22 protein-coding genes and 1 riboswitch are annotated in these 25428 nt (G+C 72.7%); of the genes, 8 read left to right on the top strand and 14 right to left on the bottom strand.

Annotation, left to right across the window (positions count from 1 at the left end):
* The first annotated feature begins 2 nt into the window (after positions 1 to 2).
* Positions 3 to 788 carry an SDR family oxidoreductase gene (locus FDP22_RS04790; protein WP_138575555.1) on the top strand — a complete coding sequence of 262 codons (786 nt, stop codon included), beginning with the start codon at positions 3 to 5 and terminating at the stop codon, positions 786 to 788.
* Positions 789 to 813: 25 nt separating this feature from the next.
* On the top strand, positions 814 to 1227 hold the full coding sequence (locus FDP22_RS04785) for a VOC family protein (RefSeq protein WP_138575554.1): 414 nt from the start codon (positions 814 to 816) through the stop codon (positions 1225 to 1227).
* Between the two features lie 816 nt (positions 1228 to 2043).
* On the opposite strand, the gene cobO is transcribed toward FDP22_RS04785, so the two are convergent.
* The 10 genes from cobO to FDP22_RS04735 form a co-directional block, all read right to left on the bottom strand.
* Positions 2044 to 2652: a cob(I)yrinic acid a,c-diamide adenosyltransferase gene (gene cobO, locus FDP22_RS04780; protein ID WP_138575553.1), complete on the bottom strand. Its 609-nt coding sequence runs from the start codon at positions 2650 to 2652 to the stop codon at positions 2044 to 2046.
* Positions 2649 to 3116, bottom strand: a complete 468-nt coding sequence (locus tag FDP22_RS04775) for a GNAT family N-acetyltransferase (RefSeq protein ID WP_138575552.1) — start codon at positions 3114 to 3116, stop codon at positions 2649 to 2651. The genes cobO and FDP22_RS04775 overlap by 4 nt, the downstream gene beginning before the upstream one ends.
* Positions 3113 to 3493 carry a GFA family protein gene (locus FDP22_RS04770; RefSeq protein WP_170317592.1) on the bottom strand — a complete coding sequence of 127 codons (381 nt, stop codon included), beginning with the start codon at positions 3491 to 3493 and terminating at the stop codon, positions 3113 to 3115. The genes FDP22_RS04775 and FDP22_RS04770 overlap by 4 nt, the downstream gene beginning before the upstream one ends.
* A gap of 903 nt (positions 3494 to 4396) precedes the next feature.
* Complete coding sequence (gene cobN, locus FDP22_RS04765) at positions 4397 to 8083, bottom strand: cobaltochelatase subunit CobN (RefSeq protein ID WP_138575550.1); 3687 nt, start codon at positions 8081 to 8083, stop codon at positions 4397 to 4399.
* 252 nt (positions 8084 to 8335) lie between these two features.
* Positions 8336 to 8701, bottom strand: a complete 366-nt coding sequence (locus FDP22_RS04760; protein WP_138575549.1) for a hypothetical protein — start codon at positions 8699 to 8701, stop codon at positions 8336 to 8338.
* A gap of 67 nt (positions 8702 to 8768) precedes the next feature.
* A complete protein-coding gene (locus FDP22_RS04755; protein WP_138575548.1) occupies positions 8769 to 8996 on the bottom strand; it encodes a hypothetical protein in 228 nt (75 codons plus the stop codon).
* Between the two features lie 120 nt (positions 8997 to 9116).
* On the bottom strand, positions 9117 to 9572 hold the full coding sequence (locus FDP22_RS04750; protein ID WP_138575547.1) for a GNAT family N-acetyltransferase: 456 nt from the start codon (positions 9570 to 9572) through the stop codon (positions 9117 to 9119).
* Complete coding sequence (gene cobW, locus FDP22_RS04745; RefSeq protein ID WP_138575546.1) at positions 9569 to 10639, bottom strand: cobalamin biosynthesis protein CobW; 1071 nt, start codon at positions 10637 to 10639, stop codon at positions 9569 to 9571. Before cobW ends, FDP22_RS04750 begins: the two co-directional genes overlap by 4 nt.
* Positions 10640 to 10818: 179 nt before the next feature.
* Positions 10819 to 11655, bottom strand: coding sequence for a CbtA family protein (locus FDP22_RS04740; protein WP_138575545.1), 837 nt, complete (start codon positions 11653 to 11655; stop codon positions 10819 to 10821).
* A gap of 1 nt (position 11656) precedes the next feature.
* On the bottom strand, positions 11657 to 11851 hold the full coding sequence (locus tag FDP22_RS04735; protein WP_205910839.1) for a CbtB domain-containing protein: 195 nt from the start codon (positions 11849 to 11851) through the stop codon (positions 11657 to 11659).
* Between the two features lie 35 nt (positions 11852 to 11886).
* Positions 11887 to 12105, bottom strand: a riboswitch (cobalamin riboswitch).
* Positions 12106 to 12298: 193 nt separating this feature from the next.
* On the opposite strand from FDP22_RS04735, the gene smc reads away from it, so the two are divergent.
* The 3 genes from smc (at position 12299) to FDP22_RS04720 (ending at position 17696) form a co-directional block, all read left to right on the top strand.
* Positions 12299 to 15751, top strand: coding sequence for a chromosome segregation protein SMC (gene smc, locus FDP22_RS04730; protein WP_138575543.1), 3453 nt, complete (start codon positions 12299 to 12301; stop codon positions 15749 to 15751).
* A 190-nt stretch (positions 15752 to 15941) separates the two neighbouring features.
* A complete protein-coding gene (locus tag FDP22_RS04725; RefSeq protein WP_170317591.1) occupies positions 15942 to 16355 on the top strand; it encodes a DUF7684 family protein in 414 nt (137 codons plus the stop codon).
* Positions 16356 to 16628: 273 nt separating this feature from the next.
* Positions 16629 to 17696 (top strand): serine hydrolase domain-containing protein, encoded by a 1068-nt coding sequence (locus tag FDP22_RS04720; RefSeq protein WP_138575541.1) that lies wholly within the window; start codon positions 16629 to 16631, stop codon positions 17694 to 17696.
* A 354-nt stretch (positions 17697 to 18050) separates the two neighbouring features.
* On the opposite strand, the gene FDP22_RS04715 is transcribed toward FDP22_RS04720, so the two are convergent.
* Genes FDP22_RS04715 through FDP22_RS04700 form a run of 4 tightly spaced genes read right to left on the bottom strand, consistent with a single transcriptional unit; the run spans position 18051 to position 21871 of the window.
* The gene (locus FDP22_RS04715) at positions 18051 to 18809 is read right to left on the bottom strand and encodes an iron ABC transporter ATP-binding protein (RefSeq protein WP_138575540.1); all 759 of its coding nucleotides are present in this window, start codon (positions 18807 to 18809) and stop codon (positions 18051 to 18053) included.
* The gene (locus tag FDP22_RS04710; protein ID WP_277884145.1) at positions 18806 to 19930 is read right to left on the bottom strand and encodes an iron chelate uptake ABC transporter family permease subunit; all 1125 of its coding nucleotides are present in this window, start codon (positions 19928 to 19930) and stop codon (positions 18806 to 18808) included. Before FDP22_RS04710 ends, FDP22_RS04715 begins: the two co-directional genes overlap by 4 nt.
* Positions 19923 to 20885, bottom strand: coding sequence for an ABC transporter permease (locus FDP22_RS04705; protein WP_138575539.1), 963 nt, complete (start codon positions 20883 to 20885; stop codon positions 19923 to 19925). Before FDP22_RS04705 ends, FDP22_RS04710 begins: the two co-directional genes overlap by 8 nt.
* A 53-nt stretch (positions 20886 to 20938) precedes the next feature.
* Positions 20939 to 21871, bottom strand: coding sequence for a siderophore ABC transporter substrate-binding protein (locus tag FDP22_RS04700; RefSeq protein ID WP_239031866.1), 933 nt, complete (start codon positions 21869 to 21871; stop codon positions 20939 to 20941).
* A 378-nt stretch (positions 21872 to 22249) separates the two neighbouring features.
* On the opposite strand from FDP22_RS04700, the gene FDP22_RS04695 reads away from it, so the two are divergent.
* The 3 genes from FDP22_RS04695 to rfbA all read left to right on the top strand — a co-directional run bounded on the left by FDP22_RS04695 (position 22250) and on the right by rfbA (position 25410).
* Positions 22250 to 23317 carry a hypothetical protein gene (locus FDP22_RS04695; protein ID WP_138575538.1) on the top strand — a complete coding sequence of 356 codons (1068 nt, stop codon included), beginning with the start codon at positions 22250 to 22252 and terminating at the stop codon, positions 23315 to 23317.
* 126 nt (positions 23318 to 23443) lie between these two features.
* Positions 23444 to 24499, top strand: a complete 1056-nt coding sequence (gene rfbB, locus FDP22_RS04690) for a dTDP-glucose 4,6-dehydratase (RefSeq protein ID WP_138575537.1) — start codon at positions 23444 to 23446, stop codon at positions 24497 to 24499.
* Between the two features lie 14 nt (positions 24500 to 24513).
* Positions 24514 to 25410 (top strand): glucose-1-phosphate thymidylyltransferase RfbA, encoded by an 897-nt coding sequence (rfbA, locus tag FDP22_RS04685; RefSeq protein ID WP_138575536.1) that lies wholly within the window; start codon positions 24514 to 24516, stop codon positions 25408 to 25410.
* Positions 25411 to 25428 lie beyond the last annotated feature (18 nt).

Genomic DNA, 25428 nt, shown 5'->3' with positions numbered 1-25428 from the left:
CCATGGATTTCGGACTGAACGGGCGCCGCGCGCTCGTGCTCTCCTCCTCCCGGGGCCTCGGCCTCGGCATCGCCACGGCGCTGGCCGCCGAGGGCGCGGAGGTGCTGCTCACCGGGCGTGACGAGGCGGCGCTCGCCGAGGCCGTCGCCACCATCACCGCCTCGGGGGGCAAGGCCTCTTGGGTGTCGGCCGACCTGTCGGACCCCGCCACCCCCGCCGCCCTCGCGGCGACGGCGCGCGAGGTGCTGGGCTCGGTCGACATCCTGGTGAACAACACCGGCGGCCCCCCTCCGGGCGGCGTGCAGGGCATGGAGCCCGGGGTGCTGGCCGCCCAGGCGCAGGCGATGGTGTTCTCGGTGATCGAGCTCACCAACATCCTGCTCGCCGACATGAAGGCCGCCGGCTGGGGCCGGGTGCTCACCGTCGCCTCCTCCGGCGTCGAGCAGCCGATCCCCACGCTCGCGATGTCCAACACCCTGCGCTCGGCCCTGCGCGGCTGGTCGAAGACCCTCTCGGGCGAGGTGGCCGCCGACGGCATCACCGTGAACATGCTGCTGCCCGGCCGCATCCACACCGCCCGCGTCGACCAGCTCGACGCCGCCGCCGCCAGCCGCACCGGCAGGGACATCGAGGCGGTGCGCAGCGCCTCGCGCGCCACCATCCCCATGGGCCGCTACGGCACGGTGGCGGAATTCGCCGCCGCCGCGGCCTTCCTCTGCTCCGCCCCGGCGAGCTATGTCACCGGCATCACCCTGCGCTGCGACGGCGGCGCCATCCGCTCGGTCTGAGACCGTTCCAACCAAGGACACTGCAATGCGTTCGCTCTTCCATCTCGCCTACCACGTGACCGACCTCGACGAGACCCGCCGCTTCTACGGCGAGGTTCTCGGCTGCAAGGAAGGCCGCAGCACCGACACCTGGGTGGATTTCGACTTCTTCGGCCACCAGATTTCGCTGCACAAGGGCACGCCCTTCGAGACCACCAACACCGGCAAGGTGGGCGACCACATGGTGCCGATGCCCCATCTCGGCGTCATCCTGCCGCTGGAGGACTGGCTGGCGCTGGCCGACCGGCTCACCGCCCACGGCCTCGCCTTCGAGATCCCGCCGGTGATCCGCTTCGAGGGCGAGCCGGGCGAGCAGCGCACGATGTTCTTCCGCGACCCCTGCGGCAACCCGATCGAGGTGAAGGGCTTCAAGGATTTCGACGGCGTCTTCGCCAGCTGATCCGTCGAGGGCCCCGGCGCCCCCCTCGCGCCGCGGCCCGCCCGCCGTCCGCCTGAGCCGCGGCCCGCCCGCCGTCCGCCTGAGCGGCGGGCCGTCCCGGCCCCGGCAGCGCGCAGTGTCTCCGCGCCGCCGGGGCTCCCGCCGGAAGCGCGCTTCCGGGTCCAGGCATCCGCCCGCGTTGCGGGTACCAGTGCCGGGGGCGGCGGCCCGCAGCCACTGCCGCGCGGCCGCCAGCCCGACCGGTCTCGCCCCGCCACTGCCGGATCACGCCTGTTGGCGTCCGGCCGGCCGCGGTCCGCATCGTCGCGTCGGTGAGTGTGGGGCCGGATGTCGGGATCCCGGAAAATTCTGCCCGCTATCCGTGGTGCGGTGAAACTCCCCCGAGCAGGGCGGTGATGATCATCCCCCATGTCACCATCGGTCCCATCGGTCCCATCGGTCCCATCGGTGTCGCCGGCGGCGCCGTTCCTGTGACACGGGAAAGCGTCCGGTTCCCGGGCGGGGCTGGAGATGCACGTGTCCGCGCCGGCACGCGCGGGGCCGCGCCCGACAGGTGGTGCCATCGCGTACGGGGGCCGGGCGCGTGCCGGCGGAGAGCGCCCGAATGCCCCCTTTCCGGCCATTCCGGCCACGCCGCAAGCCCCGGGACCGCAGGGGCGCGCCGCAGGGCGGGGGCGGCGGGCCGTGACCGGCAGGGCACGGGCGGACGGCCATTTCACCGCCGGGGTCGGGCCCGGGCGTGGATGCCGCTCATGGCTGTCATGCCACGCTCGGCCCGGTGTGGGCCCGCAAGGCGGCTGCTTTCCGGGCCCCGCCTCAGAACTCCACGCCCTTCTGCGCCTTCACGCCGGAGCGGAACGGGTGTTTCACCAGCTCCATCTCGGTCACCATGTCGGCGAGTTCGATCAGCTCCGGCTTCGCGTTGCGCCCGGTGAGCACCACATGGGTCATGTGCGGTTTCTCGGTGGCGAGGAACTCCAGCACCTCCTCGATGGGGATATAGTCATAGCGCAGCGCGATGTTGATCTCGTCGAGCAGCACCATGGAGTTGCGCTCGTCGCGGATCAGCTCCTTGGCCTTCTCCCAGGCGGCGCGGGCCATCTCCATGTCGCGGGTGCGGTCCTGGGTCTCCCAGGTGAAGCCCTCGCCCATGGTGTGGAAGTCGCACAGGTCGGAGAAGCGCGCGAGGATCATGTCGCGCTCGCCCGTGCTCATGCCACCCTTGATGAACTGCACCACCGCGCAGGGCATGCCATGGGCGATGTGGCGGAAGATCATCCCGAAGGCGGCGGTGGACTTGCCCTTGCCCTTGCCGGTGTGGACGATGATCAGGCCCTTCTCGTCGGTCTTGGTGGCCATGATCTTGTCGCGCGAGGCCTTCTTGCGCGCCATCTTCATCGCGTGGCGTTCGGGATCGTCGGTCATCTCAGCTCCTTGCGCATGGTGAGGCTCGTGGGCCGGTCATAGCCCGGATGCGCCGTGCGCGCGACCTCGGCGAAGCCCAGCCGGGCGAAGGTGGCGTGGTTTTCGGTGAGTTCCACCCGGGTCTGCAGCTCCAGCGCGCCGAGGCCGCGGGCCCGCGCCTCCGCCTCCGCCGCCTGCACCAGCGCGCGGGCGAGCCCCCGGCCCCGCGCCGCCTCCGCCACCGCGAGCTTGCCGAGGTAGAGCGCGCCGGGCGTCGCCGTGCAGAACACGCAGGCAAGCGGCGGCCGGCCGGCGGCGAGCAGCAGCCCCTCGCGCGCCATCGCGCGCATCTCCGCCAGCCCCGTGCGGTGGATGGAGGAGGGCGGGTCCACGCGCCCGTCCATGTACGCGAAGGCCGTGGTGACGAGCGTGTGCACGGCGGGCATGTCGGGGTCGTCCGGCCCCAGGCGACGAATGTCGGTCATTCCCGGGCCAGCCCGTCTTCGGCATGGGCGAGCCAGCGCACCCGCTCCTTCCAGTGGAAATGCGCGGTGGGGGTGAGCCCGGCGGGGTCGTCCACCAGCGCGAGGTGGAAATGCGTCTCGCCCGGGAAGCGCTCCGCGCGGTAGGCTATGGGCGCGCCGCAGGTGGGGCAGAACAGCCGCTCCACCCCGGGCGAGGAGGCGAAGCGCGCCGGGGCTGTGCCGGTCCAGCGCCAGGTGCTGTCCGGAACGCCCACGAAGCTGGTGAGCGGCGAGCCCGTGGCGCGTCGGCAGCTCTCGCAATGGCAGTGGCCCACCCAGTTCGGCGGTCCGTCCCATTCGAATCCCACCGCGCCGCAGAGGCAATGTCCGTGTCGCATCCGCATGCCCTCCCTTCCGCCGGAGCCTAGGCCCGCCGGGCCGGGCACGTCCAGAGTTCCCGGTCGATTGCGCGAAGCTCGGGGCCCACCGCCCGGAGGGCACACTCGGGCCGCGCCCGGGGGGTGCGACGGAGGCGTCATCCGCAGCGCGCGCGTCATCGACGCTTCGGAGTGCCCGCGCGGACCAGCCGGAGCGAGTGCCCTCCCGTTCGGCAGCGCCCTTCCGTGCCAAGTACGGGCGTGTGGCCATCGAGGTCCGGATCCGACTGGTGCCGGGGACAGACCGCGTAGGCCGGCATCGATGCCTCGGAATGCCCGTGCGGGCCGGCCGGAGCGGGTGCCCTTCAGGTCCACCGTGGCCTTTCGTGCCGTGTGCGGCCGCGGGGCTATCGAGAACCGGATCCGGTTGATTCAGGGGGCTGGCCGTGCAGGCCGGCAGATCCGCCGACAATGCGGGGCCTGCCACCGGCTCCCCTTCCGCGCTGCGCCCACCACCCCCGTCCCGCCCGGGTTTCAACCCGGGCCGCGCCCGACCTCCCCCCGGAGGGCGCGTCGGCGGTGTCGATCGCGGCACGCGCGTCACCGATGCCTGAAGGCGCCACACAGACCAGGCGGAGTGCGCGCCCTCCAGGTCGGGCGCGGCCCTCAGTGCGCCGCACGGGCGTGGTGGCCGCTCAGAGCGCAGCGGTGGCCTGTCGGACAGGTGCGGCACCGCCTTGCAGCGTTTTCGTGCTTCGGAGCTGCGCGGCCGCGCGGGCGTCCGCTCGCGCTCCCAATCCGGCCCGCTCTGAGCGCGCCTCGCAGGAGGCGCCGGTGGTGTCGCCCGCAGTCCGCGCGACACCGGGGTGCCGCGCCGAGGGCCCGCGCACGGGCCGGGGTCGGGCGCGGCCCTCGGCGCGCCGTTCAGCCGGTCAGCGTCTCCAGCAGGGCCCGGGCGGAGTTGGAGCGCGGTTGCCAGAGGCCGCGGTCGATGGCCTCGGTCAGCCGGGCGGCGATCTCGCCGAGGGCGGCGGGGTTCGCTTCGGCGATGAAATCGCGCACCGTCTCATCCTCCAGGTAGGCCTGGTGCACGAGGTCGAAATGGTGGCTGCGCACCGCCCGGGTGGTGGCGGCGAAGGCGAAGAGATAATCCACCGTGGCGGCCATCTCGAAGGCGCCCTTGTAGCCGTGGCGCTGCACGCCGGCGATCCACTTCGGGTTCACCACGCGCGAGCGCACGACCCGGCCGATCTCCTCCTCGAGCGAGCGGATCACCGGGCGCTCCGGGCGGGAGTGGTCGTTGTGCCATATCGGTCGGTCGCGGCCCTGCAGGGCGGCCACGGCAGCGGCGGCGCCCCCCTCGAACTGGTAGTAATCGTCGGAATCGAGCAGGTCGTGCTCGCGGTTGTCCTGGTTCTGGACGATGCCTTCGAGCCGCGCCACCCGGGTTTCCAGCGCGGCGCGGGCCCGGGCGCCTTCTGCCCCGCGGCCGTAGGCATAGCCGCCCCAGTCGAGCCAGGCGGCGCCGAGGTCGGCGCGCTCGGCCCAGATGCGCTCGTCGATCAGCGCCTGGAGGCCGGCGCCGTAGGCCCCGGGCTTGGCGCCGAACACCCGGTAGCCGGCGGCCTCGCCCGACCCCTCGGCGCGGAAGCGGGCGGCGGCGGGGTTGTCCTCCTCCGGCTCGTCGAGGGCCATCACCGCGCGGGCGGCGCTGTCGAACAGGTCGATCAGCCCGGGGAAGGCGTCGCGGAAGAAGCCGGAGACGCGCAGCGTCACGTCCACCCGCGGCCGCCCCAGCACGCCGGCCGGCATGATCTCGAACCCGGTCACCCGGCGGCTCGAGGTGTCCCATGTCGGGCGCACGCCCATCAGCGCGAGGGCCTGGGCGATGTCATCGCCCCCCGTGCGCATGTTCGCCGTGCCCCAGGCGGTGACCAGCAGGGCGCGCGGCCAGTCGCCCTCGTCTTGCAAGTGGCGCTCCACGAGGGCGGAGGCGGATTTCCAGCCCAGTGTCCAGGCGGTGGGCGTGGGCACGGCGCGGGTGTCGACCGAGTAGAAGTTGCGCCCGGTGGGCAGCACGTCCGGCCGGCCCCGCGTCGGCGCGCCGGATGGCGCGGGGGCGACGAACTGCCCGGAAAGGGCGGTGAGGAGCCCCTTCCCCTCCGCCGGGCCGCAGGCCGCCACGGCCGGGGCCAGGCGCGCGCGCACCTCTTCCAGCACCGCCTGTGTGGCGGGCCAGCCGGCCGCCGCGTCCTCCGCGCCCCCCATCACCGCCTCCAGCAGGGTGGCTGCGAGGGTTTCCAGCCGCTCCACCGTGTCGCCGTTGCTGCGCCAGGTGCCGGGCAGGGCGCGGGCGAGCGCCTCGGGGCGCGGCCCGGCCCAGGGCGCGGCCATGGCGCAGTCGAGCGGGTCGAAGGCCGCACCGAGGCCGAGGTCGGCGGCGAGCGCGCGGATGAGCGAGGCCTCGCCCGGCGCGTTGCCGCGCGGCAGGCGGACGAGGGCCTGCACGAGGTCGCGGGCCAGCCGCCCCTCCGGGCTGCGGCCGAAGATGTGCAGCCCGTCGCGGATCTGCGCCTCCTTCAGGTCGCAGAGCCAGGCGTCGAGCCTGGTGAGCGCGGCCTCCTCGTCGAGCCCGGAGATGCCGGCATCCGCGTCGATGCCGCTCGCGGCGGTGAGGGTGAGGATCTCGCGGGCGAGATGCTCCAGCCGCCGGCGGTCGACGCCCGCGGCCTCGTAATACTCGTCCACCAGCGCCTCGAGGTCGCGCAGCGGGCCGTAGCTCTCGGCGCGGGTGAGCGGCGGGGTGAGGTGGTCGATGATCACCGCCGCGGCGCGGCGCTTGGCCTGCGTGCCCTCGCCGGGGTCGTTGACGATGAACGGGTAGACATGCGGCACCGGGCCCAGCACCGCCTCGGGCCAGCAGCTCTCCGACAGGGCCACCGCCTTGCCCGGCAGCCATTCGAGATTGCCGTGCTTGCCCATGTGCACGATGGCATCGGCGCCGAATTCCTGCCGCAGCCAGGCGTAGAAGGCGAGGTAGTTGTGCGGCGGCACCAGGTCGGGCGCGTGGTAGGTCTCCTTGGGGTCGATGTTGTAGCCCCGGGCCGGCTGGATGCCGACCACCGCGTTGCCGTGCCGGAAGATGGAGAGGGCGAAGCCGTCCGGGCCGCAGAACGGGTCGTCCTCCGGCGGGCCCCAGCGGGCCTCCATCTCGCGGCGCAGGTCATGCGGCAGGGTGGCGTGGAAGGCGCGGTAGGCTTCGAGCGACAGCCGCTCGCCGCCCGCGCGCGCCGCGCGGTCGGTGAGCCAGTTGGTGGGGCCGGCGGTGATGCGCGCCATCAGGGCAGCGCCCGAGGCCGGGGGCTCCACCGCGTAGCCTTCCGCCTGCATCAGGCGCAGAGCGTGCACCGTGGCCTCCGGCGTGTCTAGCCCCACGCCGTTGGCGAGGCGGCCGTCCTTGTTGGGGTAGTTCGCCAGCACCAGCGCCACCCGGCGCTCGGCCACGGGCCGGGCGCGCAGCCGGGCCCAGCCGGCGGCGAGATCGGCGGTGAAGTCGATCCGGTCGCCCCGGGCGCGGTAGGCGGTGATCGGGCACTCGGTGGCCTCGTCGAAATAGGCCTCGCCCTTGAAGCTCACCGCGCGGGTGAGGATGCGGCCGTCGAGCTCGGGCAGGGCCACGTTCATCGCGATGTCGCGCGGGGCGAGGCCGGCGGTGCCGCGCTCCCATGTCTCCTCGTCGGAGGCGGCGAAGACCACCTGCAGCACCGGGGCGCCGAACCGGTCGAGCGGCGCGCCGCCGCCCACCGCGAAGCTGGTGGCGTTGAGGATGACGTCCGGCGCCGCCTCGGCGAACAGGCTCTCGAGTGTGGCGACCGAGAGCGGGTCCTTCAGCGAGGCGACGAAGACCGGAAGCGGGTTCAGCCCCCGGCGCAGCAGGGCGCGCACCATGCGGTTCACCGGGTTGAGCCCCGCGCCCTGCACCAGCGCGCGGTAGAAGATGAGCGGCACCACCGGGGCGCCCTCCGTCCAGCCGGCGCGCAGGGTGTCGGGGCCGGTCAGCCCCTCGCCCGGCCAGTAGATGCCCGCGCGCAGCAGCGGCCTTGCCGGCGGCGGTGCCGCGCCCTCCCCCAGCAGGGCGCGGGTGGCGCGCAGGAAGTTGGCGGAATTCTCCGGCCCGCCTTCAACGAGGTAGCCCCAGAGCAGTTCCCAGGCCTCGTCGCTCACGGTGGAGAGGCGGCGCAGCTCGTCATCCGGCTTGTCGTCGCCGGGCAGGGCGGCGAAGGGTATGCCCTCCTCGGCCAGCCGGCGGGCGTATTGCTCCAGCCCGTAGCGCCAGTAGCCCGCGCCGCCCAGCACCCGGGCCACCACGAGGCGCGAGCGCGCGGCGCAGTTCTCCAGGTGCAGGTCCACCGACATCGGGTGGCGCAGGTGGTTGAGCGACACGAGCCGCAGCGAGGGGGCCGCGCCGCCCAGTTCCTCGCGCGCCTGGGCGAGGGCGGCGATCTCGGTATCGGCGGCGGAGATCACCACCACGTCGGCGGGGGTCTGCCCGGGGTCGACCGGCTCGGTGCCGTCATCGACGCTGCCCGCCTGGGCCTGCAGCAGGTGCATCAGGCAACCCTCCGCATGGGTGCGGAACGGCGGCGGGGCGGGCGCGGGGCGAGGAGGTCTGACATGGGGTCTCTATGCCCCGGATCGCCCCCCGCACTCAAGCGCGCCGAAGGTGCCGCAGGGCGCTGCGCCCCGGGCCCGTGCCGGAAGCGGAGGCAGGGGGCTCTCCGCGCCGGGCGCGGGCGCGGGCGTGAAGGCCAGGCGCCGGGGCCGTGCGGGGGGCCGCCGCCCGGGGGAGGCCGGCGGCGGGGGTCAGAGGCCGGCCGGGCGGGGGCCGCCGCCATCGGTCACCACCTCGGGGCAGACCGCACAGGCGGAGGGGCCCTGCTCGGCGAACCACCGGCAGTCGGCGCGGATGCCGCAGGGGCGCAGGGCGGCCCCGGCGGGCGCCGCGTCTTCCACCAGGCGGGCGATGAGCCCGCAGCGGCGGCCGGTCCATTGCCGGCAGCGGCCTTCGACACAGCCCCCCGCGAAGCGGAACCGCGCCTCGGGGCTGTGGACGGAGCGCGCGCGGGTAGCGGCGAGGAACGCCGCGTCCACCGGCAGCGGCCGGCCCAGCAGGCCGACATGGCCGGTCTCGTCCACCACGCCGATCAGCAGCGCGTCGGGGGCTGCCATGGTGCTGGGGCAGAGCCGCTCTCCGTCCGTCTCGGGCGGCCCTGCCCTGCGGGGCGCGGCCACGGCCTCAGCCCAGCCCGAATTTCGCGATCTCGCGGTCGTCGATGCGAAGGTCGCGGGCCAGGTCGATCCAGATGCCGCGCCACTCGCGCGGGAAGCGGACCACGACATCCTTGCGGAAATCATGGTCGGCCAGCGCGGTGAGCGTGGCTTTCTGGATGGCATTGTCGATGCGCAGGGAGATCTTGTCGTCGAGCTTCACGCTGCCGAGGTCGACGATGAAACGATTGGCCATGGGAGTGCTCCTGGCAAGGGTTACAGGGAACGCCGTGCCCCTGCCCGGAGGCAGGCACGGAACCAGCCTGCGCCCGACTCGGCGCCGCCCGCTGTGTGCCCGCGCACAGGCCCGCGCCGTTCAGCGCAGGGATTTCTCCATGAACACGCTGGAGCCGTTGTCGGTGTAGGTGCCGAAGGCGGGGCAGGGGCGGTAGCCGCTCCGGGTGTAGAGGCCGATCGCGGCGTGGCTGTCGGTGCCGGTTTCCAGCCGCATGAGCGGCAGGCCGAGCCCGCGCGCGATCTCCTCCAGCCCGGCAAGCAGGGCCGGGGCCACGCCGGTGCCGCGCGCCGCCGGGGCCGCGTACATGCGCTTCAGCTCGCCGTATCCCGCGCAGGGCGCCACGCCGCCGCAGCCCACCGCCGCGCCGCCCCGCCAGGCGACGAGGAAGCGCACGCCGGCCTCCACCAGCTCCTGCGGCGAGAAGGCGAAGCGGGCCTCGGGCGGGTAGATCGCGGCCAGTTCCGCCTCGGAGCCGGCGATGAGCGCCAGCGCCTCGGGGGCGAACGGGTCGGTCTCGCGAAGGCTGAGCGTCATGCGAGGGCGGCGGCGATGGCCGCGCGGTCCAGCCCGGTTTCCCCGATCACCACGAGGCGGGTGGCGCGCGCCTCGCCGGCGGTGAAGGCCCGGTCGAAATAGGTGTCCACCCGCGGCCCCACAGCCTGGATCGCCAGCCGCATCGGCTTGCCGGTGACCGCGGCGAAGCCCTTCAGCCGCAGCACGTCATGGGTGCGGATCATCGCCGCCAGCCGGGTGGCGAAGGCGCGGGGGTCGGCGATCTCCGGCAGGTCCAGCACGAAGCTCTCGAACTCGTCATGCCCGTGGTCATGGGCGTGGTCGTGATCGTGATCGTCGTCGTCCGCGCCCTCGTCGTGGTGATGGTGGTGGATCTCGTGCCGCGCCTCCAGGTCATCCTCCGCGCCGATCTTCAGGCCCAGCAGCACCTCCACCGGCAGCGCGCCCATGGAGGTGCGCACCACGCGCACGCCGGGGCGCGCGCTTTCGGAGAGCCGGGTTGCAACCGTCTCGGCACCGGCGGCGTCCATCAGGTCGGTCTTGTTGATCACGATCATGTCGGCGCAGGCGAGCTGGTCCTCGAAGAGCTCGGAGAGCGGGGTCTCGTGGTCGAGGGTCCCGTCGGCGGCGCGCTGGGCGTCGAGCGCGGCCTCGTCATGAGCGAAGCGCCCCTCGGAGACGGCGGCGCCGTCCACCACCGTCACCACCCCGTCCACCGTGAGGCGGGTGCGGATTTCGGGCCAGCCGAAGGCGCGCACCAGCGGCTGGGGCAGGGCGAGGCCGGAGGTCTCGATCACGATATGGTCCGGCTTGTCCGGCCGGGCGAGGAGCTTCTCCAGCGTGGGGATGAAATCCTCCGCCACCGTGCAGCAGATGCAGCCGTTGGAGAGCTCGACCACGTCCTCCTCGCGGCAGGTCGCGTCGCCGCAGCCCTTCAGGATCTCGCCGTCGACCCCGAGGTCGCCGAATTCGTTGATGATGAGCGCGATGCGCCGGCCCTGCGCATTGGAGAGCATGTGGCGGATGAGCGTGGTCTTGCCGGCGCCGAGAAAGCCGGTGACGACGGTGGCTGGGATCTTGGCCTGCATTGGCGGCGGTCTCCGGGGATGGGCGCCGAGGCGCCGGTCTTGCGGCGACGGCCGGCGCCTCGCGAGGGAGACACCGGCCGCGGGAGGTCGGGGCGGAGCCGCCGTGGCGGCGGGCCCGCGGAGCGGGTGGTGGCCTGCCCCGCGGGGCAGGCGCCGGTAGGGTCAGACGCGGGGCGGGGTCAGGCGGGCACCCGGGCCACGGGCTGCGGCGCCCGCTCCCAGAAATACCCGGCGGCAAGGCCGAGCACGGCCCAGCAGACCGCCCCGGTGGCCAGCGCCCGGGCGGCGAAGAGCGCCGCCACTTCCGGCGGCGCCACCCCGGTATAGCCCTCCGGGTGCGGAGCCCCGATAACATGGGGCAGCGCGAGCAGGATCACCCCCGCCGCGGCCGGCAGCGCGCCGCGCCCGAAGGCGAGGCAGGCGATGCCCGTGGCCGAGGCGAGCGCGGCGAACACCCACCAGAGCTGGCGCACCTCCAGCCCGGCCGCGCCGTTGCCCGGAAGCTCCGGCGGCAGGCCGGCGGCGGGCGCAAGCTGCACCGCCACGTACCCCGCGAGCCCCCAGAGCAGCCCGCTGCGCGCCGTCACCGTGGCGCCGAAGCGCTCGGCAATGCCGAAACAGGCCACCATCACCAGCCCGAAGCCGGCGAAGGTCACCAGCTCGGCCAGCGCCGTGAGGCCGAAGCGTGCCAGCAGCGCGGTGCCGCCCGTGGCGTGCTCGTGCTCATGGTCCCCGGCGGCGCTGCCGGATGCCGCGTGGTCATCGTGTCCGGCGCCCGGGGGCGCGATGTCTCCGGCGCCCGAAGAAATGCCGCCTCCGGCGGCGGTGTGCTCATGGCCCTCGGCATGGGAATGCCCGCCCGCGGCCTCGGCCGGGGCGAAATGCACCATCTCCCCGCCCTCGTAGAGTTCCGCCTCCAGCAGGACGGGCACCACGAATGCGTTCTGAAGCACGGCCGCGACAACGCCCGCGATCAGGCCAGCGAACAGCGCGCTGGCGAGAAAATGTCTGGTCATGTCAGTGGCAGGGGAACCCGGTGACATGGCGCGTGTCATGCGCCGCGTCATGGAGGGTCTGGGAATGGGCGAATCCGGCGAAGAACACCAGTCCGGCTCCGATCACCAGGGCCGAGACAATGCCGGCAAGGCCGGTCGTCTCGCGGCGGGAAGGGGTATGCGCCGTGGGCGCAGCAGTCGTCATCGTGGTCGTCATGCTCATCTCCTTCACCCGTCACACCCGACGGGGACACAGGGGTTTGCTGCAAGGCTGGTCTCCTGGCTCGCGGGTCAGTGCCCCTGTCCGCCTTCCCGGCTCTCGCCAGTGGCATCTCGGACAGGCGCTCACCGCTTACAGTCGCGGGGGCGGCTGCGGCTTCGGGCCCCTTCTCCGGGTCGTCCCTTACCGCATTCCCATTTCATCCCCGGAGGCTTTGCCTCCCGCGGGGAACCATGCAGAGCGTCCATTCCATCGCAAAGCCGTGAGCGGGTCAAGACGGATTCGCGGGAGGGGGCCGCCGTCCACCCCGCGCACGCCCGTTGCAACCACAATATCTTGTGGATAAGCAGGGCGGCCGGGCGATCGGTGGCGGGTGCCCCCGTTGACTTTCGCCCCTCTGCGCGAGACTCTGGCAGGTACACCCAGCACAGGCCGGACGGACGCGTGGAGTTCACCAAACTCAGATTGACGGGCTTCAAGAGCTTCGTGGACCCCACGGAGCTCAACATCGCGCGCGGTCTCACCGGGGTGGTGGGGCCGAACGGCTGCGGCAAGTCGAACCTGCTGGAGGCGCTGCGCTGGGTGATGGGCGAGAACCGCCCTACGGCCATGCGCGGCGCCGGCATGGAGGACGTGATCTTCGCCGGCGCCTCCTCGCGCCCGGCGCGCAACTATGCCGAGGTGACGCTCACCATCGACAACACCGAGCGCCGCGCCCCCGCCGCCTTCAACACCGCCGACCAGATCGAGGTCATCCGCCGCATCACGCGCGACGCGGGCTCGGTGTTCAAGACCAACGGGCGCGAGGCGCGGGCGCGCGACGTGCAGATGCTCTTCGCCGATGCCTCCACCGGCTCGCACTCCCCCGCGCTGGTGCGCCAGGGGCAGATCTCGGAGCTGATCAACGCCCGGCCGAAGGCGCGCCGGCGCATCCTGGAGGAGGCCGCCGGCATCTCCGGCCTCTACCAGCGCCGCCACGAGGCGGAACTGAAGCTCTCGGGCACCGAGCAGAACCTCACCCGCGTGGCCGACGTGCTCGACCAGCTCGACCAGCAGCTCGCCAGCCTCTCGCGCCAGGCCCGGCAGGCGGCGCGCTACCGCGAGCTGTCCGAGGGGCTGCGCCAGGCCGAGGGGCTGCTGCTCTACCTGCGCTGGCGCGAGGCGGACGACGAGCGCGAGCGTGCCCGTGCCGCCCTCACCGAGGCCACCCGCGCCGCCGCCGCCGCCCAGGGCGCCACCGGCACCAAGGCCCGGGTGCGCGAGGAGGCGGAGGCCGCCATCCCGCCGCTGCGCGAGGAGGAGGCCATCGCCGCCGCCGTGCTGCAGCGCCTCTCGGTGGAGCGCGAGCAGCTTGCCGAGCAGGAGGCCCGGGCCCGCCAGACCATCGCCGAGCTCACCGCCCGCCTCACCCAGATCGGCCGCGACCGGGAGCGCGAGCAGGGCCTGAACCGCGACGCGGGCGAGACGCTGGAGCGCCTCACCTGGGAGAGCGAGCAGCTCACGAAGGCCGCCGAGGGCCATGCCGACACCCTCTCCGCCATGCAGGAGGCGGCGCGCGCCGCCGCCGAGGCGCTGCAGGAGCACGAGGCCACGCTGGACCGGCTGTCCGAGGAGAGCGCCCGTCTCGCCGCCCGCCACCAGACCGTGGCGCGCCGGCTGGAGGACGCGGACCGCACCCTCGCCCGCACCCGGAAGGACGCGGCGGAGGCCCGCGCCAGCCTGGGGGCCGTGGACGCCGAGCGCGAGACCGCCGCCGCCGCCGCCCGCCATGCCGGCGACGCGCTGGTGACCGCGCAGGAGGGCCAGCTCGGCGCGGAGGAGGCGCTCTCCGCCGCCGAGGCCGCCCGGGCCGGCGCGCAATCGGCCGAATCCGAGCGCCGCGCCGCCTTCTCCGTGGCCGATGGCGAGGCGAACGCCCTGCGCGCCGAGGTGTCCGGGCTGGAGCGTCTGCTGGCGCGCGATTCCGGCAGGGGCGACCAGCTTCTGGACCGGGTGCGCGCGGCCCCCGGCTACGAGGCCGCCCTGGGCGCCGCCCTCGCCGAGGACCTGCGCGCGCCGGAAACCGAGGAGGCGACCGGCTGGGCCCTGCTGCCCTCCTACGACGAGACCGCGCCGCTGCCCGCCGGGGCGGAGCCGCTGGCCGCCCGGGTGACCGCGCCGCCGGTTCTGGCGCGCCGCCTCGCCCATACCGGCATCGTGGCGCGCGCCGAGGGCGCCGCCCTGCAGGCCGCCCTGTGCCCGGGCCAGCGCCTCGTCTCGCGCGAGGGGGACCTGTGGCGCTGGGACGGGCTGCGCGCCGGGGCGGACGAGACCCCCTCCGCCGCCGCCCTGCGCCTGCAGCAGCAGAACCGTCTGGACGCGCTCTCCGCCGATCTCGCCGCCGCCGAGGCCGCCGCCGCCGAGGCCCGCGACGCGCATGAGGAGGCCCGGGAAGGGCTGGAGGCCGCCGCCGCCGCCGATGCCCAGGCCCGCCAGGCCCGCCGCGCCGCCGACGAGGCCGTCACCGCCGCCACCCGCGCCCTGAACCGCGCCGAGGCCGAGGTGGAGCGCCTCGCCGGCCGGCATGACACCCTCACCCTCGCGCTCAAGCGCCGGGAGGAGGAGGCCGCCCTCGCCGCCACGGAGCGCGCGGACGCGGAGGCCGCACGGGCCGGGCTCGGCCCGCTGGAGGACGCCCGCGACGCGGTGGAAGCGGCGAAGATGCAGGTGGAGGGCGCCCGGCTCTCCATGCTCACCGCCCGCGCGAACGCCGACGAGATCCGCCGCGAGGGCGAGGCGCGTGAGCGCCGCCGGCGCGACATCGCGAAGGAAAGCGCCACCTGGACCACCCGGCTGCAGAACGCGGAGAAGCGCGTGGCCGATCTCGACGCCCGGCAGGAGCAGGCCGAGGAGGCGCTGGAGGAGGCCACCGGCCGCCCCGAGGAGATCGCCGCGCAGCGCGAGACGCTGGCTGCAAATTTCGATGCCGCAGAGGCCCGCCGCCGCCGCGCCGCCGACACGCTGGCCGCCGGCGAGACCGCCCTGCGCACCGCCGTAGAGGAGGAGCGCGCCGCCGAGCGTGACGCCTCCGCCGCCCGCGAGCTGCGCGCCCGCGCCGAGGCCATGTGCGAGAGCGCCGACGCCCGCGCGGCGGAGGCCGCCGCCCGCATCGCCGAGGAGACGGAGGAGAGCCCCGAGGCCCTGCTGGAGCGCCTCGGCGCAGCCCCCGACGCGCTGCCCTCGCCGGAGGACTGCGAGCTCGACGCCGCCCGCCTGCGCCGCCAGCGCGAGGCGCTGGGCGCGGTGAACCTGCGCGCCGAGGAGGACACCCGCGAGGTGAGCGCGGAGCGCGACACGCTGGGCCGCGAGAAGGCCGACCTCGAGGAGGCGATCGTGAAGCTCCGCCAGGGCATCTCGGAGCTCAACCGCGAGGGCCGCCAGCGCCTGCTCGCCGCCTTCGACGTGGTGAACCGCAACTTCGCCACCCTGTTCCGCCATCTCTTCGGCGGCGGCGAGGCGAACCTCGTGCTGGTGGAGAGCGAGGACCCGCTGGACGCCGGGCTCGAGATCATGTGCATGCCGCCGGGCAAGAAGCTCGCCACGCTCTCGCTGCTCTCGGGCGGCGAGCAGACGCTCACGGCGCTGTCGCTGATCTTCGCGGTCTTCCTCGCCAACCCCGCGCCGATCTGCGTGCTCGACGAGGTGGACGCCCCCCTCGACGACGCGAACGTGACCCGCTTCTGCGACCTGCTCGACGAGATGACCCGCCAGACCGCCACGCGCTTCCTGATCATCACCCACCACGCGGTGACCATGTCGCGCATGGACCGCCTGTTCGGCGTCACCATGGCCGAGCGCGGCGTGAGCCAGCTCGTCTCCGTCGACCTCGCCCGCGCCGAGGCGCTGGTGGACGGCTGAGGGGGGCGAGGCGGGATCAGACGCGGTTCAAGTGCGGCTGCACCTGCCGGGACCGGGCTTTGCTTGAGCATCGGCAACGCGGACTTTGCTGACGTTCTTGGAGTGCCCCTCAAGGTCTGCTGTTGTTAAGGCTTCATACCCTCGTATCGCTCATCTTGACAATTTGGCGGCGGCTTGTCACCTTCGGAAAATGTTCAGATACGTTTTCTTACCTACTGATGTCCCGGTTTCTTTTCCGGAGGAGTTCATTGAATTTAAGTGCTTGATACTCATCGAGCGCGAAGTGGGTGGGGATTATCGTGACGAGGTCAGCAAAGCTCTTGTGAAAGCTGGGTGCCTCTATTCGTTGGCATGGGGAATTGATTGTGCTGCGTGGGACGATAGCGTCGATTGGGCGTTTCTGGCGGCTTATGACTTCGGCAAGTACCCAGAGAATAAATTCGTCATGACAACTTGGCATGATGACGAAACGCTCGAAGAGGTTGTGGAGTTTTCAAAACACTGCGCCGATAATTCTAATATCAAGCTTGAAGATATCTTAGTTCTTGATTTTTCGCATCACGAGCGCAGTCAGTTGATCGAGAAGCTTTACCTCGCCGCTTGAAAGCTGCCATTCGAGCAAATCGCAGCATTTGGCAACTTCGGGCTCGAAACTGTCATTCGGGCGCATTGCCCGAGCGATCACCCGGAGAGGCCGGCGGGCGCCGGAGCGGGTTGAGGGCAGAGCCTGCGCCCGATCCCCGCTCATCCGGCATCGCAATTGAGAACGGAGACTCCGGAATTCCATGCCAAGCCAGCGGGTTCGGCCTTCAGCCTTGCAGCGCACCGCGGCAGCGGTCAAGACAGGGGGACACCTGTCGGCACGGAGGAAGACGGCATGACCCCTGGTTTCGATCCCGAACGCATGGCTCGGGCCGTCGCGCTGGCGGAGGCGAGCGACTCGCCCTGGCCGCGGTCGATGTACTACGATGACGGCAGCTATGTCGGGAACGTGGAGTGGAACGAGACCGGCCCGTGGACCGAGATCGTCGGCCCGGTGGCGCCCCGCGGCGGGCCGGCCGGGCTGGTGCTGCGCGGCGGGCAGGAGATCGCGCGCTGGGGCGATATCGAGCGGGCCGACATGACCTTCTCGATCGCGAAGAGCTACCTCTCGGTGCTGGCGGGCCTGGCGCAGGGCGACGGGCTGCTGCCCGATCTCGACGAGCCGGTGTGTGTCCGCGTGCCGGGGCCGGTGTTCGAGGGGCCGCACAATGGGCGCATCACCTGGCGGCATTTCCTGAACATGAACAGCGAGTGGCGCGGCGAGCTGTTCGGCAAGTCCGACCAGGTGGACCATTACCGGCAGATCGGGGTCGGCGCCGACAATTCGCGCAAGGGCCAGCCGCGCGCCATGCAGGCCCCCGGCAGCTACTACGAGTACAATGACGTGCGGGTGAACGCCCTGTCCTTCGCGCTGATGTCGCTGTTCCGCCGGCCGCTGCCCGAGGTGCTGCGCGAACGGATCATGGACCCGATCGGCGCCTCGCAGGGTTGGCGCTGGGAGGGCTACGAGACCTCCTGGACCGAGATCGACGGCCGGCGGATGCAGTCGGTGCCCGGCGGCGGGCACTGGGGCGGGGGGATGTTCATCTCGGCCGCCGACCATGCGCGCTTCGGCCAGTTCATCCTGCGCGACGGGGTGCATGACGGGGAGCGCCTGCTGCCCGAGGGCTGGATGGCGCAGTCGGTGGTGCCCTCGGAGACGCTGGCGAACTACGGCTTCCTGTGGTGGTTGAACCGGGGGCCCGCCGCCAACCCAGCGCTTCCCGACAGCGCCTTCGCCGCCCAGGGCGCGGGCACCAACCACATCTGGATCGACCCGGAGCATGACGTGGTGGTGGTGCTGCGCTGGGTCGCGGGGGACCGCGCGCAGAAGGTGCTGGAGGCGATCGTCCGCGCGCTCTGACGGTCGGGCGCCTCCGCGGGGCTTCGGCGCGGGCCGATGATCTGGGCCAGCCTCGATGGCCGGTCATCGTGCCGGAGCCGGCGATGCCCGGTTTCCTGCGCGAAGGTGCAGTCTCCGGCCCGCGGCACCAGGAGCATCGGGCCGGGGTGCGCCGTTCCCGGCGCGTCTTCCGAAGGACTGCGCCGGAGGCGTGCGGGCAGGCCTCGGCGGGAGCGCGCCGGGCCTTCCGGGAGGCCGCGCTTCCGACTTCCGCCGGGGGGTCAACGCGCTGGCATCTCGACCGTGCTGTCCCCCAGGAAGGGCCGGATGCTCCGGACCGGGTGCCGCGCCCCGTCCGGCCGTGCCGCGTGCACCTCAGTCGTAGTAGACGCAGATGCGGGTGCCGTCGATTTCGTGGATGCGGGCGTCGATGCCGTAGAGGGCGTGGAGCAGCTCGGGGCGCATGATGTCTTCCGGCGTGCCGGTGGCGTGGATGCGGCCGTCCTTCATCGCCACGATCAGGTCGGCGTAGGTGGAGGCGAAGTTGATGTCGTGCAGCACCACCACGACGGTCTTGCCCAGCTCGCGCGCCGCGGCGCGGAGCTGGCGCATCATGGTGACGGCGTGGCGCATGTCGAGGTTGTTGAGGGGTTCGTCCAGCAGCACGTAATCCGTATCCTGGCACAGCACCATGGCCACGAAGGCGCGCTGGCGCTGGCCGCCGGAGAGCTCGTCGAGGAAGCGGTCCGCCAGCGCCTCGATGCCCAGCCAGCACAGGGCGCGTTCCACCTGTTCCAGGTCCGCCGGGGTGGGGCGGCCCTTCGAGTGGGGGTAGCGGCCGAAGGCCACCAGGTCGCGCACGCTGAGCCGGGCCACCACATGGTTCTCCTGCCGCAGGATGGAGAGGCGGCGGGCCAGCACGTCGCCCTTCGCGCGGGCCACGTCCAGCCCGTCCACGCTCACGGAGCCGGCGTCGATGCCGATCAGCCGGCCGATCATCGACAGCAGGGTGGACTTGCCGGCGCCGTTCGGCCCGATCAGCGCGGTGATGCCGCCGCGCGGCAGGGTGAGGGTGACGCCGTCCACCACGGTTTCGGTGCCGTAGCGGCGGGTGAGGTTGCGGGTCTCGATCATCGCAGCGCTCCGCGCAGCAGGAGGAAGAGGAAGAACAGGCCGCCGAAGAACTCCATCAGGATGCCGAGCGCGGTGGCCATGCCGAAGCCGTGCTCCAGCACCGCCTGTCCGCCCACCAGGCAGATGGCCGCGATCAGCACCGCGGCCGGGATCACCAGCGCATGGCGGTGCGAGCGGACGAGCATCCAGGCGAGATTGGCCACCAGCAGGCCCAGAAAGGTGACCGGCCCCACCAGCGCGGTGGAGACCGACACCAGCACCGAGACCACGGCGAGGCAGCCCAGCACGGTGCGCCGGTGGTCCAGCCCGAGGTTGATCGCCCCCTCGCGGCCGAGGTGCAGCACGTCCAGCCGGTGCAGCCGGCCGAGGCCGGCGAGGCTCACCCCCGCCACGATGAGCGCGGAGAGGCCGAGCAGCGTGGGGTTCACCGTGTTGAAACTGGCGAAGAGCCGGTCCTGCAGGGTGAGGAAGGCGCCGGGGTCCATCAGCCGCTGCAGCAGCCCGGCCACGGAGCGGAACAGGATGCCCAGCACGATGCCCACCAGCAGCACCAGGTGCAGGCTGCGCCCGCCCTTCAGGAACAGCCAGGCGTAGAGCGCGAGCGCAAAGCCGGTCATCACCGCCACCTGGGCGAGGAACATCACCCGCGGGTCCAACCCCGACACCGCGAGCCCGCCGAGGCCGAAGGCCAGCACGCTCTGGATCAGGATGAACAGCGCGTCGAACCCCATGATGGCCGGGGTGAGGATGCGGTTTCCCGTCACGCTCTGGAACACCACGGTGGAGACGGCCACGGCATAGCCGACCAGCAGCAGCGCGGCGAGCTTGGTGCCGCGGAACGGCAGCAGGAAGCTCCAGGGGCCCTTCGCGTCCCACAGCATGAAGGCGGCCGCACAGGCCAGCGCGGCGAGGCCGAGCAGCGCCAGCACCCGGCGCGGGGTGGCACGCGGGGCGGGCGGGGAGACGGGGGCGGATGCAGTGCCGGAGGTCGCTGCGGGCGCGATTGCGGTACCGGGGCCGGCTGCGGGCAGGGTGCCGGAGGCGGGCACGGATGCAGGCGCGGATACGGGCCCGGGCAGGGACTGGACGGGCAGGGACTGGGCGGGGCGCTCTTCAGGCACGGGCAGCGGGCCTCCGCAGCAGGAGGGCGAGGAAGACGGCGGCGCCGAACACCCCCATCATCGGCCCGATGGGGATCTCGTAGGGCGCCACCACCACGCGGCCGAGGATGTCGCAACCCAGCACCAGCGCCGCGCCCAGCAGCGCGACGTATGGCACGGTGCGGCGCAGGTTGTCGCCGATGGCGAGGCTCACGATGTTCGGCGCCACCAGCCCCAGGAAGGGGATGGAGCCCACGGTGACCACCACCGTGGCCGTCACCGTGGCCACGATCACCATGCCTTGCGCGAAGACCCGGGTGTAACTCAGCCCCAGCGTGGTGCTCAGCCCCTCGCCCAGCCCGATCACGGTGAACCGGTCCGCCGCGCGGAAGGCGAGCAGGGTGAGCGCGCCGGAGATCCACAAGAGCTCGTAGCGCCCCGAGAGCACGGCGGAGAAATCCCCCATCGTCCAGGCCCCGAGCGACTGGGTGAGGTCGTAGCGGTAGGCGAGGAACACGGTGAAGGCGCTGATCACCCCGCCCAGCATGATGCCCACCAGGGGCGCGAGCAGGGGCGAGCGCAGCGGCACCCGGCGCAGCACCCAGAGGAACAGCGCGGTGCCGGCCAGCGCGAAGCCGGTGGCCACCAGCATGCGGGCGAACACCGGCAGCCCGGGGGCGAGCAGCATCACCGTGAGCATGCCGAGGCTGGCGGATTCCACCACCCCCGCGGTGGAGGGCTCCACGAAGCGGTTGCGCGCCAGCATCTGCATGATCATCCCCGCCACGGCCATGGACATGCCGGCCAGCACCAGCGCCAGCGTGCGCGGCACCCGGCTTTCCAGCAGCACGCCGAGGGCGCGGGCCCGGCTGTCCGGGTTCAGCAGGCTGGCCGGGGTCACGTCGCTCACCCCGGTGAACAGGCTCACCACGGCAAGGACCAGCACCAGCGCCACGCCCGCGAGAAGGGCCTTCATCGCGGGGTCACCGGGAAAGGGGGCAGCGGGGGCAGGCTCACCGGGCCGTGCGCCTAGGGTTTCGCCGCGCCGAGGGCCGCGTCCAGCGCCTCGGCGGAGGCGAGGATGGACGGCAGGCCGCCCCCCGCGAGATACCAGCGCGCCGGGTCGAGGTAGACGACATGCCCCTCCTGCCAGGCCTTCGTCTGGCGCACCAGGGCATTGTCGAGCAGCTGCGCCGCGCCGCCGCCGGGCTGGCCGATGGCCGCGTCGCGGTCGATGACGAACAGCCAGTCCGGGTCGGCCTCCAGGATGAACTCGTTGGAGATCGCCTGGCCGTGGGTGGCCACCTCCAGGTCCGGCACGGCAGGGGTGATGCCGAAGGCGTCATGCAGGATGCCGAAGCGCGAGCCGGGGCCGAAGGCGCTCATCCGCCCGCCGGTGGTGAGCACCAGCAGCCCGGTGCCGGCGCCGGCGGCCTTCTCCTTCAGCGCCGCCACGGCGGCGTTCGTCCGCGCCACCAGGGCCTCCGCCTCGGCCTCGCGGCCGAAGATGCGGCCCAGCAGCAGGGCGTCGCGCTCGGCGCTGCCGAGGAAATCCTGCGGGTCGACCGAGAGGTCGATCACCGGGGCGATGGGCGAGAGCGCGTCGAACTTAGCCGTGGAGCGCCCGCCGGTGATGATCAGCTCCGGGGCGGCGGCGGCGATGGCCTCCATGTCCGGCTCGAACAGGGTGCCGATGCGGGACGTGTCGGCGTAGCTCTCCGCCAGCCAGCCGGGCATGGTGTTCGAGGCCACGCCCTCCACCGGGATGCCGAGCGCCTGCATCGTGTCGAGCACGAAGAAGGGGAAAACCATCACCGGGTGGGGGTTCGGGGCCAGCTCGGTGGTGCCGCGCGCATGCTCCACGGTGATCTGCTCCTGCGCCGCGGCGGGCAGGGCGGCGGCGGAGAGCAGGGCAGCCAGGGCCAGGGCGCGGCGCGGCGAACGGTGGGGGCTGGACATCATCGGGCGGGCTCCTTGCCCCGGCCTGCCGGGCCCGGGGCGGGGGTGAGGCGGGCCGGCATCCGGCCCGCAGGCGGGAGAAGCGCCGGGGCCTTGCGGCGCGGCGCGGGCGGGAAGCGGGGCGGTGCCGGGTGTCCGGCACCCCGCCGTTCCCCCGGCAGTGCCAAAGCCGAGAAAAATAGTCAACTCATATGGCGGTGAAACAGGGCGGCCATTCCGGGCCCGCAGGGTTGAGCCCCGGGAGGGGCGAGACCGGGTGCGACACCCTGTCCGCCGGGCCGGGAGGGTGTCCGGCCCTTCCGGCCGGCGCCGTTTCGTGCGAAAGGGAGGGGCAGGCAAGCGGGCGGGGCATTCCGGGCCCCCCGCCGGATCCGGAGCAGCATGGACCCCAGAGCAAGATCGCCCCGCGCGCCGGGCCCCGTCCTGAGCGCGCTGCGCCGCGCCGGCCCCGACGGCTGGCTGGCGCGTGCGCTCACCTCCGACAGCTCGCCCACCGCCGACCTCTACCTGGTGAACTCCTGCTCCGACATGCTGGCGACGGGCCGCATCCGCCGCCCCGCGCCCACGGTGTTCGAGACCGACGACGCCCTGCTGGTGATGCGCCATGACGCGCGCGCGCCGCTCACCCTGGCGCGGCGGCGGCTGGTGTATTTCATCGACGATGCCTGGCGCGCGGCGGGGGCGGACCTGTCGCTCTCGCGCTTCTGGCGGGGCAAGATGAAGCTGGTGGAGGGGCGCGCCGCCGCCTTCTACATCCCGCGGGCGGAGCATGTGGTGGTGAGCACCGAGGCGCTGCTGCCCGCCGCCCGCGCCGCCGCCCCGCAGGCCGCGCTGCACTGCATCGACCCATACTGGTCCGAGCCGCTGGCCGACGCGGCGCATTTCGACGAGGGCGAGGGGCTGGAGATCGTCTTCCTCGGCGCGCAGCTGCACGGGGCGGACCTCGCCTTCCTGCTGCCGGCGCTGGGCGCGGTGCTGAAGGCGGTGCCGCAGGCGCGGTTCACCCTCTCCGCCGGCCATGCCCTGCCGCCGGACTGGGAGGGCCACCCGCAGCTTCGCCGCATCCCCGGCCTGCGCTGGCGCGACTACCGCGCCGGGCTCACCGGGCGGCGCTTCCACCTGGCGCTCTACCCGCTCCTGGACACGCCGTTCAACGCCGGGCGCTCGCGCAACAAGATCATCGAGCACGCGGTGGTGGGCGCCGCCCCGCTCTATTCCGACACCTGGCCGGAGGGGCGCGAGGCGGCGGCGGCGGGCGCCGGCCTTGCCCTGCCGAACCGGCCGGAGGACTGGGCGCAGGCGCTGATCCGCCTCGCCGCAGACCGCGCGGCCCTGCGCGCGCTGGCCGCCGCCGCGCGCGCCCATGCCGAGGCCATCAACCGGCCGGACCGGCAGCGCGCGCTGTGGGAGCGGCTGCTTTTTGCCCCCCGCCCGCCCGAATGGGGATGACGGCGCCGGCCGGAGCGCCACTTTCTGCATGACCCTGTGCAAATCAGGGTCGATCCGCCGGCGCGGCTCTGCGATAAACGCCCACAAGGGCTGCGAGGCCCCACGAATGACGGGACAGGCTGGACCATGAAACTTCTGATTACCGGCGGCTGCGGCTTCATCGGCTCGGCGGTCGTGCGGCTGGCGATTGCCGAGAAGCACCGGGTGGTGAACCTCGACGCGCTCACCTACGCCGGCAGCCGCTCCAACGTGGCCTCCTGCGAGGACAACCCGCGCTACACGTTCGAACACGCGGACATCCGCGACCGCGCCGCGCTGGACCGGATCTTCGCCGAGCACCAGCCCGAGGCCGTGATGCACCTCGCCGCCGAGAGCCACGTGGACCGCTCCATCGACGGGCCGGGGGATTTCATCGAGACCAACGTCGTGGGCACCTACAACATGCTGGAGGCCGCCCGCGCCTACTGGACCGGGCTGCGCGGCATGGCCAAGGCCGCCTTCCGCTTCCACCACATCTCCACCGACGAGGTGTTCGGCGCGCTGGGCGAACGCGGGCTGTTCACCGAAACCTCGCCCTACCAGCCGAATTCGCCCTATTCCGCCTCCAAGGCCGGGTCCGACCACCTGGTGCGCGCCTGGGGCGAGACCTACGGCCTGCCGGTGCTGCTCACAAACTGCTCGAACAATTACGGGCCCTTCCACTTTCCCGAGAAGCTCATTCCCGTGGTCATCCTGAATGCACTGGCGGGGCGGGACATCCCGGTCTACGGTGCGGGGGAGAACGTGCGCGACTGGCTCTTCGTGGAGGATCATGCGAAAGCCCTGCTCACGGTGGTCGCGCGCGGCACGGTCGGCGAGACCTACAACATCGGCGGCAACGCGGAAGCCCGCAACATCGACCTCGTGCGGCAGATCTGCGCCCTGATCGACGAGATGCGCCCCGGCAACGAACCGCGCGAGACACTGATCCGCTTCGTGACGGACCGGCCCGGGCACGACTATCGCTACGCGATCGACGCCTCGAAGATCCGCACCGAGCTGGGCTGGCAGCCCTCGGTGACCCTCGAGGAGGGCCTGCGCCGCACGGTGGCCTGGTATCTCGAGAACACCGGCTGGTGGCAGGACATCGCCGCGCGCGGCGCAGAGCTCCGGCGCCTCGGGCTCGGCGCCTCGGCCGGTTGAGAGAAGGAACAGGAATGACCGACAACAGCGCAAGCGCCCCGCGCAAGGGCATCGTCCTGGCGGGCGGGTCGGGCACGCGGCTCTATCCGATCACCCATTCGGTGTCCAAGCAGCTCCTGCCGCTCTACAACAAGCCGATGATCTACTACCCGCTCTCGGTGCTCATGCTCTCGGGGCTGCGCGAGGTGGCGATCATCACCACCCCGGGCGACATCGAGCAGTTCCGCCGCCTGATGGGCGACGGCGCGCAATGGGGCATGCGGCTGGAATACATCGTGCAGGACAGCCCGGACGGGCTGGCCCAGGCCTACCTGCTGGCCGAGGAGTTCCTCGACGGCGCCGGCTCGGTGATGGTGCTGGGCGACAACATCTTCTACGGCCACGGCCTGCCGGAGGTGTTGCTGGCGGCCGCGGCGCGGCCCCGGGGCGGCACGGTCTTCGGCTATCAGGTGGCGGACCCCGAGCGCTACGGCGTGGTGGCCTTCACCGCCGGGGGCCGGGTGCTCTCCATCGAGGAGAAGCCGGAGGTGCCGAAGTCGGATTTCGCGGTGACCGGGCTCTACGTGCTGGACGGGCGGGCGCCGGAAATGGCGCGGCGGGTGAAACCCTCCGCCCGCGGCGAGCTGGAGATCACCGACCTGCTGAACCTCTACCTCGCCGAGGGCAGCCTCACGGTGCAGCGCCTGGGCCGCGGCTATGCCTGGCTCGACACCGGCACCCACGACAGCCTGCTTGACGCGTCGAATTTCGTGCGCACGATAGAGAAACGGCAGAACCTGTTGATCGGCTGTCCGGAGGAGGTCGCCTTCTCGCAGGGCTGGGTGAGCGCGGAGGCCCTGCGTGAGCTGGCCCGGCCCTATCTCAAGACGACCTATGGCAAGTACCTGATGCGCATTGCCGATCACGGCTGACCGGGGGCGAGAGGCGAG

Origin of the sequence: Paroceanicella profunda (assembly GCF_005887635.2) — a bacterium.
Lineage (GTDB): Bacteria > Pseudomonadota > Alphaproteobacteria > Rhodobacterales > Rhodobacteraceae > Paroceanicella > Paroceanicella profunda.
Note: the sequence above shows the minus strand (reverse complement) of the source record. Positions and strands in the feature narration are given on the sequence as shown.

Excerpts from the sequence above, each read along its gene's own strand:
- FDP22_RS04790 (WP_138575555.1), top strand. The coding sequence starts at position 3 with ATGGATTTCGGACTGAACGGGCGCCGCGCGCTCGTGCTCTCCTCCTCC.
- FDP22_RS04785 (WP_138575554.1), top strand. The coding sequence starts at position 814 with ATGCGTTCGCTCTTCCATCTCGCCTACCACGTGACCGACCTCGACGAG.
- cobO (WP_138575553.1), bottom strand. The coding sequence starts at position 2,652 with ATGACCGACGATCCCGAACGCCACGCGATGAAGATGGCGCGCAAGAAG.
- FDP22_RS04775 (WP_138575552.1), bottom strand. The coding sequence starts at position 3,116 with ATGACCGACATTCGTCGCCTGGGGCCGGACGACCCCGACATGCCCGCC.
- FDP22_RS04770 (WP_170317592.1), bottom strand. The coding sequence starts at position 3,493 with ATGCGACACGGACATTGCCTCTGCGGCGCGGTGGGATTCGAATGGGAC.
- cobN (WP_138575550.1), bottom strand. The coding sequence starts at position 8,083 with ATGCACCTGCTGCAGGCCCAGGCGGGCAGCGTCGATGACGGCACCGAG.
- FDP22_RS04760 (WP_138575549.1), bottom strand. The coding sequence starts at position 8,701 with ATGGCAGCCCCCGACGCGCTGCTGATCGGCGTGGTGGACGAGACCGGC.
- FDP22_RS04755 (WP_138575548.1), bottom strand. The coding sequence starts at position 8,996 with ATGGCCAATCGTTTCATCGTCGACCTCGGCAGCGTGAAGCTCGACGAC.
- FDP22_RS04750 (WP_138575547.1), bottom strand. The coding sequence starts at position 9,572 with ATGACGCTCAGCCTTCGCGAGACCGACCCGTTCGCCCCCGAGGCGCTG.
- cobW (WP_138575546.1), bottom strand. The coding sequence starts at position 10,639 with ATGCAGGCCAAGATCCCAGCCACCGTCGTCACCGGCTTTCTCGGCGCC.
- FDP22_RS04740 (WP_138575545.1), bottom strand. The coding sequence starts at position 11,655 with ATGACCAGACATTTTCTCGCCAGCGCGCTGTTCGCTGGCCTGATCGCG.
- FDP22_RS04735 (WP_205910839.1), bottom strand. The coding sequence starts at position 11,851 with ATGACGACCACGATGACGACTGCTGCGCCCACGGCGCATACCCCTTCC.
- FDP22_RS04725 (WP_170317591.1), top strand. The coding sequence starts at position 15,942 with ATGTTCAGATACGTTTTCTTACCTACTGATGTCCCGGTTTCTTTTCCG.
- FDP22_RS04720 (WP_138575541.1), top strand. The coding sequence starts at position 16,629 with ATGACCCCTGGTTTCGATCCCGAACGCATGGCTCGGGCCGTCGCGCTG.
- FDP22_RS04715 (WP_138575540.1), bottom strand. The coding sequence starts at position 18,809 with ATGATCGAGACCCGCAACCTCACCCGCCGCTACGGCACCGAAACCGTG.
- FDP22_RS04705 (WP_138575539.1), bottom strand. The coding sequence starts at position 20,885 with ATGAAGGCCCTTCTCGCGGGCGTGGCGCTGGTGCTGGTCCTTGCCGTG.
- FDP22_RS04700 (WP_239031866.1), bottom strand. The coding sequence starts at position 21,871 with ATGATGTCCAGCCCCCACCGTTCGCCGCGCCGCGCCCTGGCCCTGGCT.
- FDP22_RS04695 (WP_138575538.1), top strand. The coding sequence starts at position 22,250 with ATGGACCCCAGAGCAAGATCGCCCCGCGCGCCGGGCCCCGTCCTGAGC.
- rfbB (WP_138575537.1), top strand. The coding sequence starts at position 23,444 with ATGAAACTTCTGATTACCGGCGGCTGCGGCTTCATCGGCTCGGCGGTC.
- rfbA (WP_138575536.1), top strand. The coding sequence starts at position 24,514 with ATGACCGACAACAGCGCAAGCGCCCCGCGCAAGGGCATCGTCCTGGCG.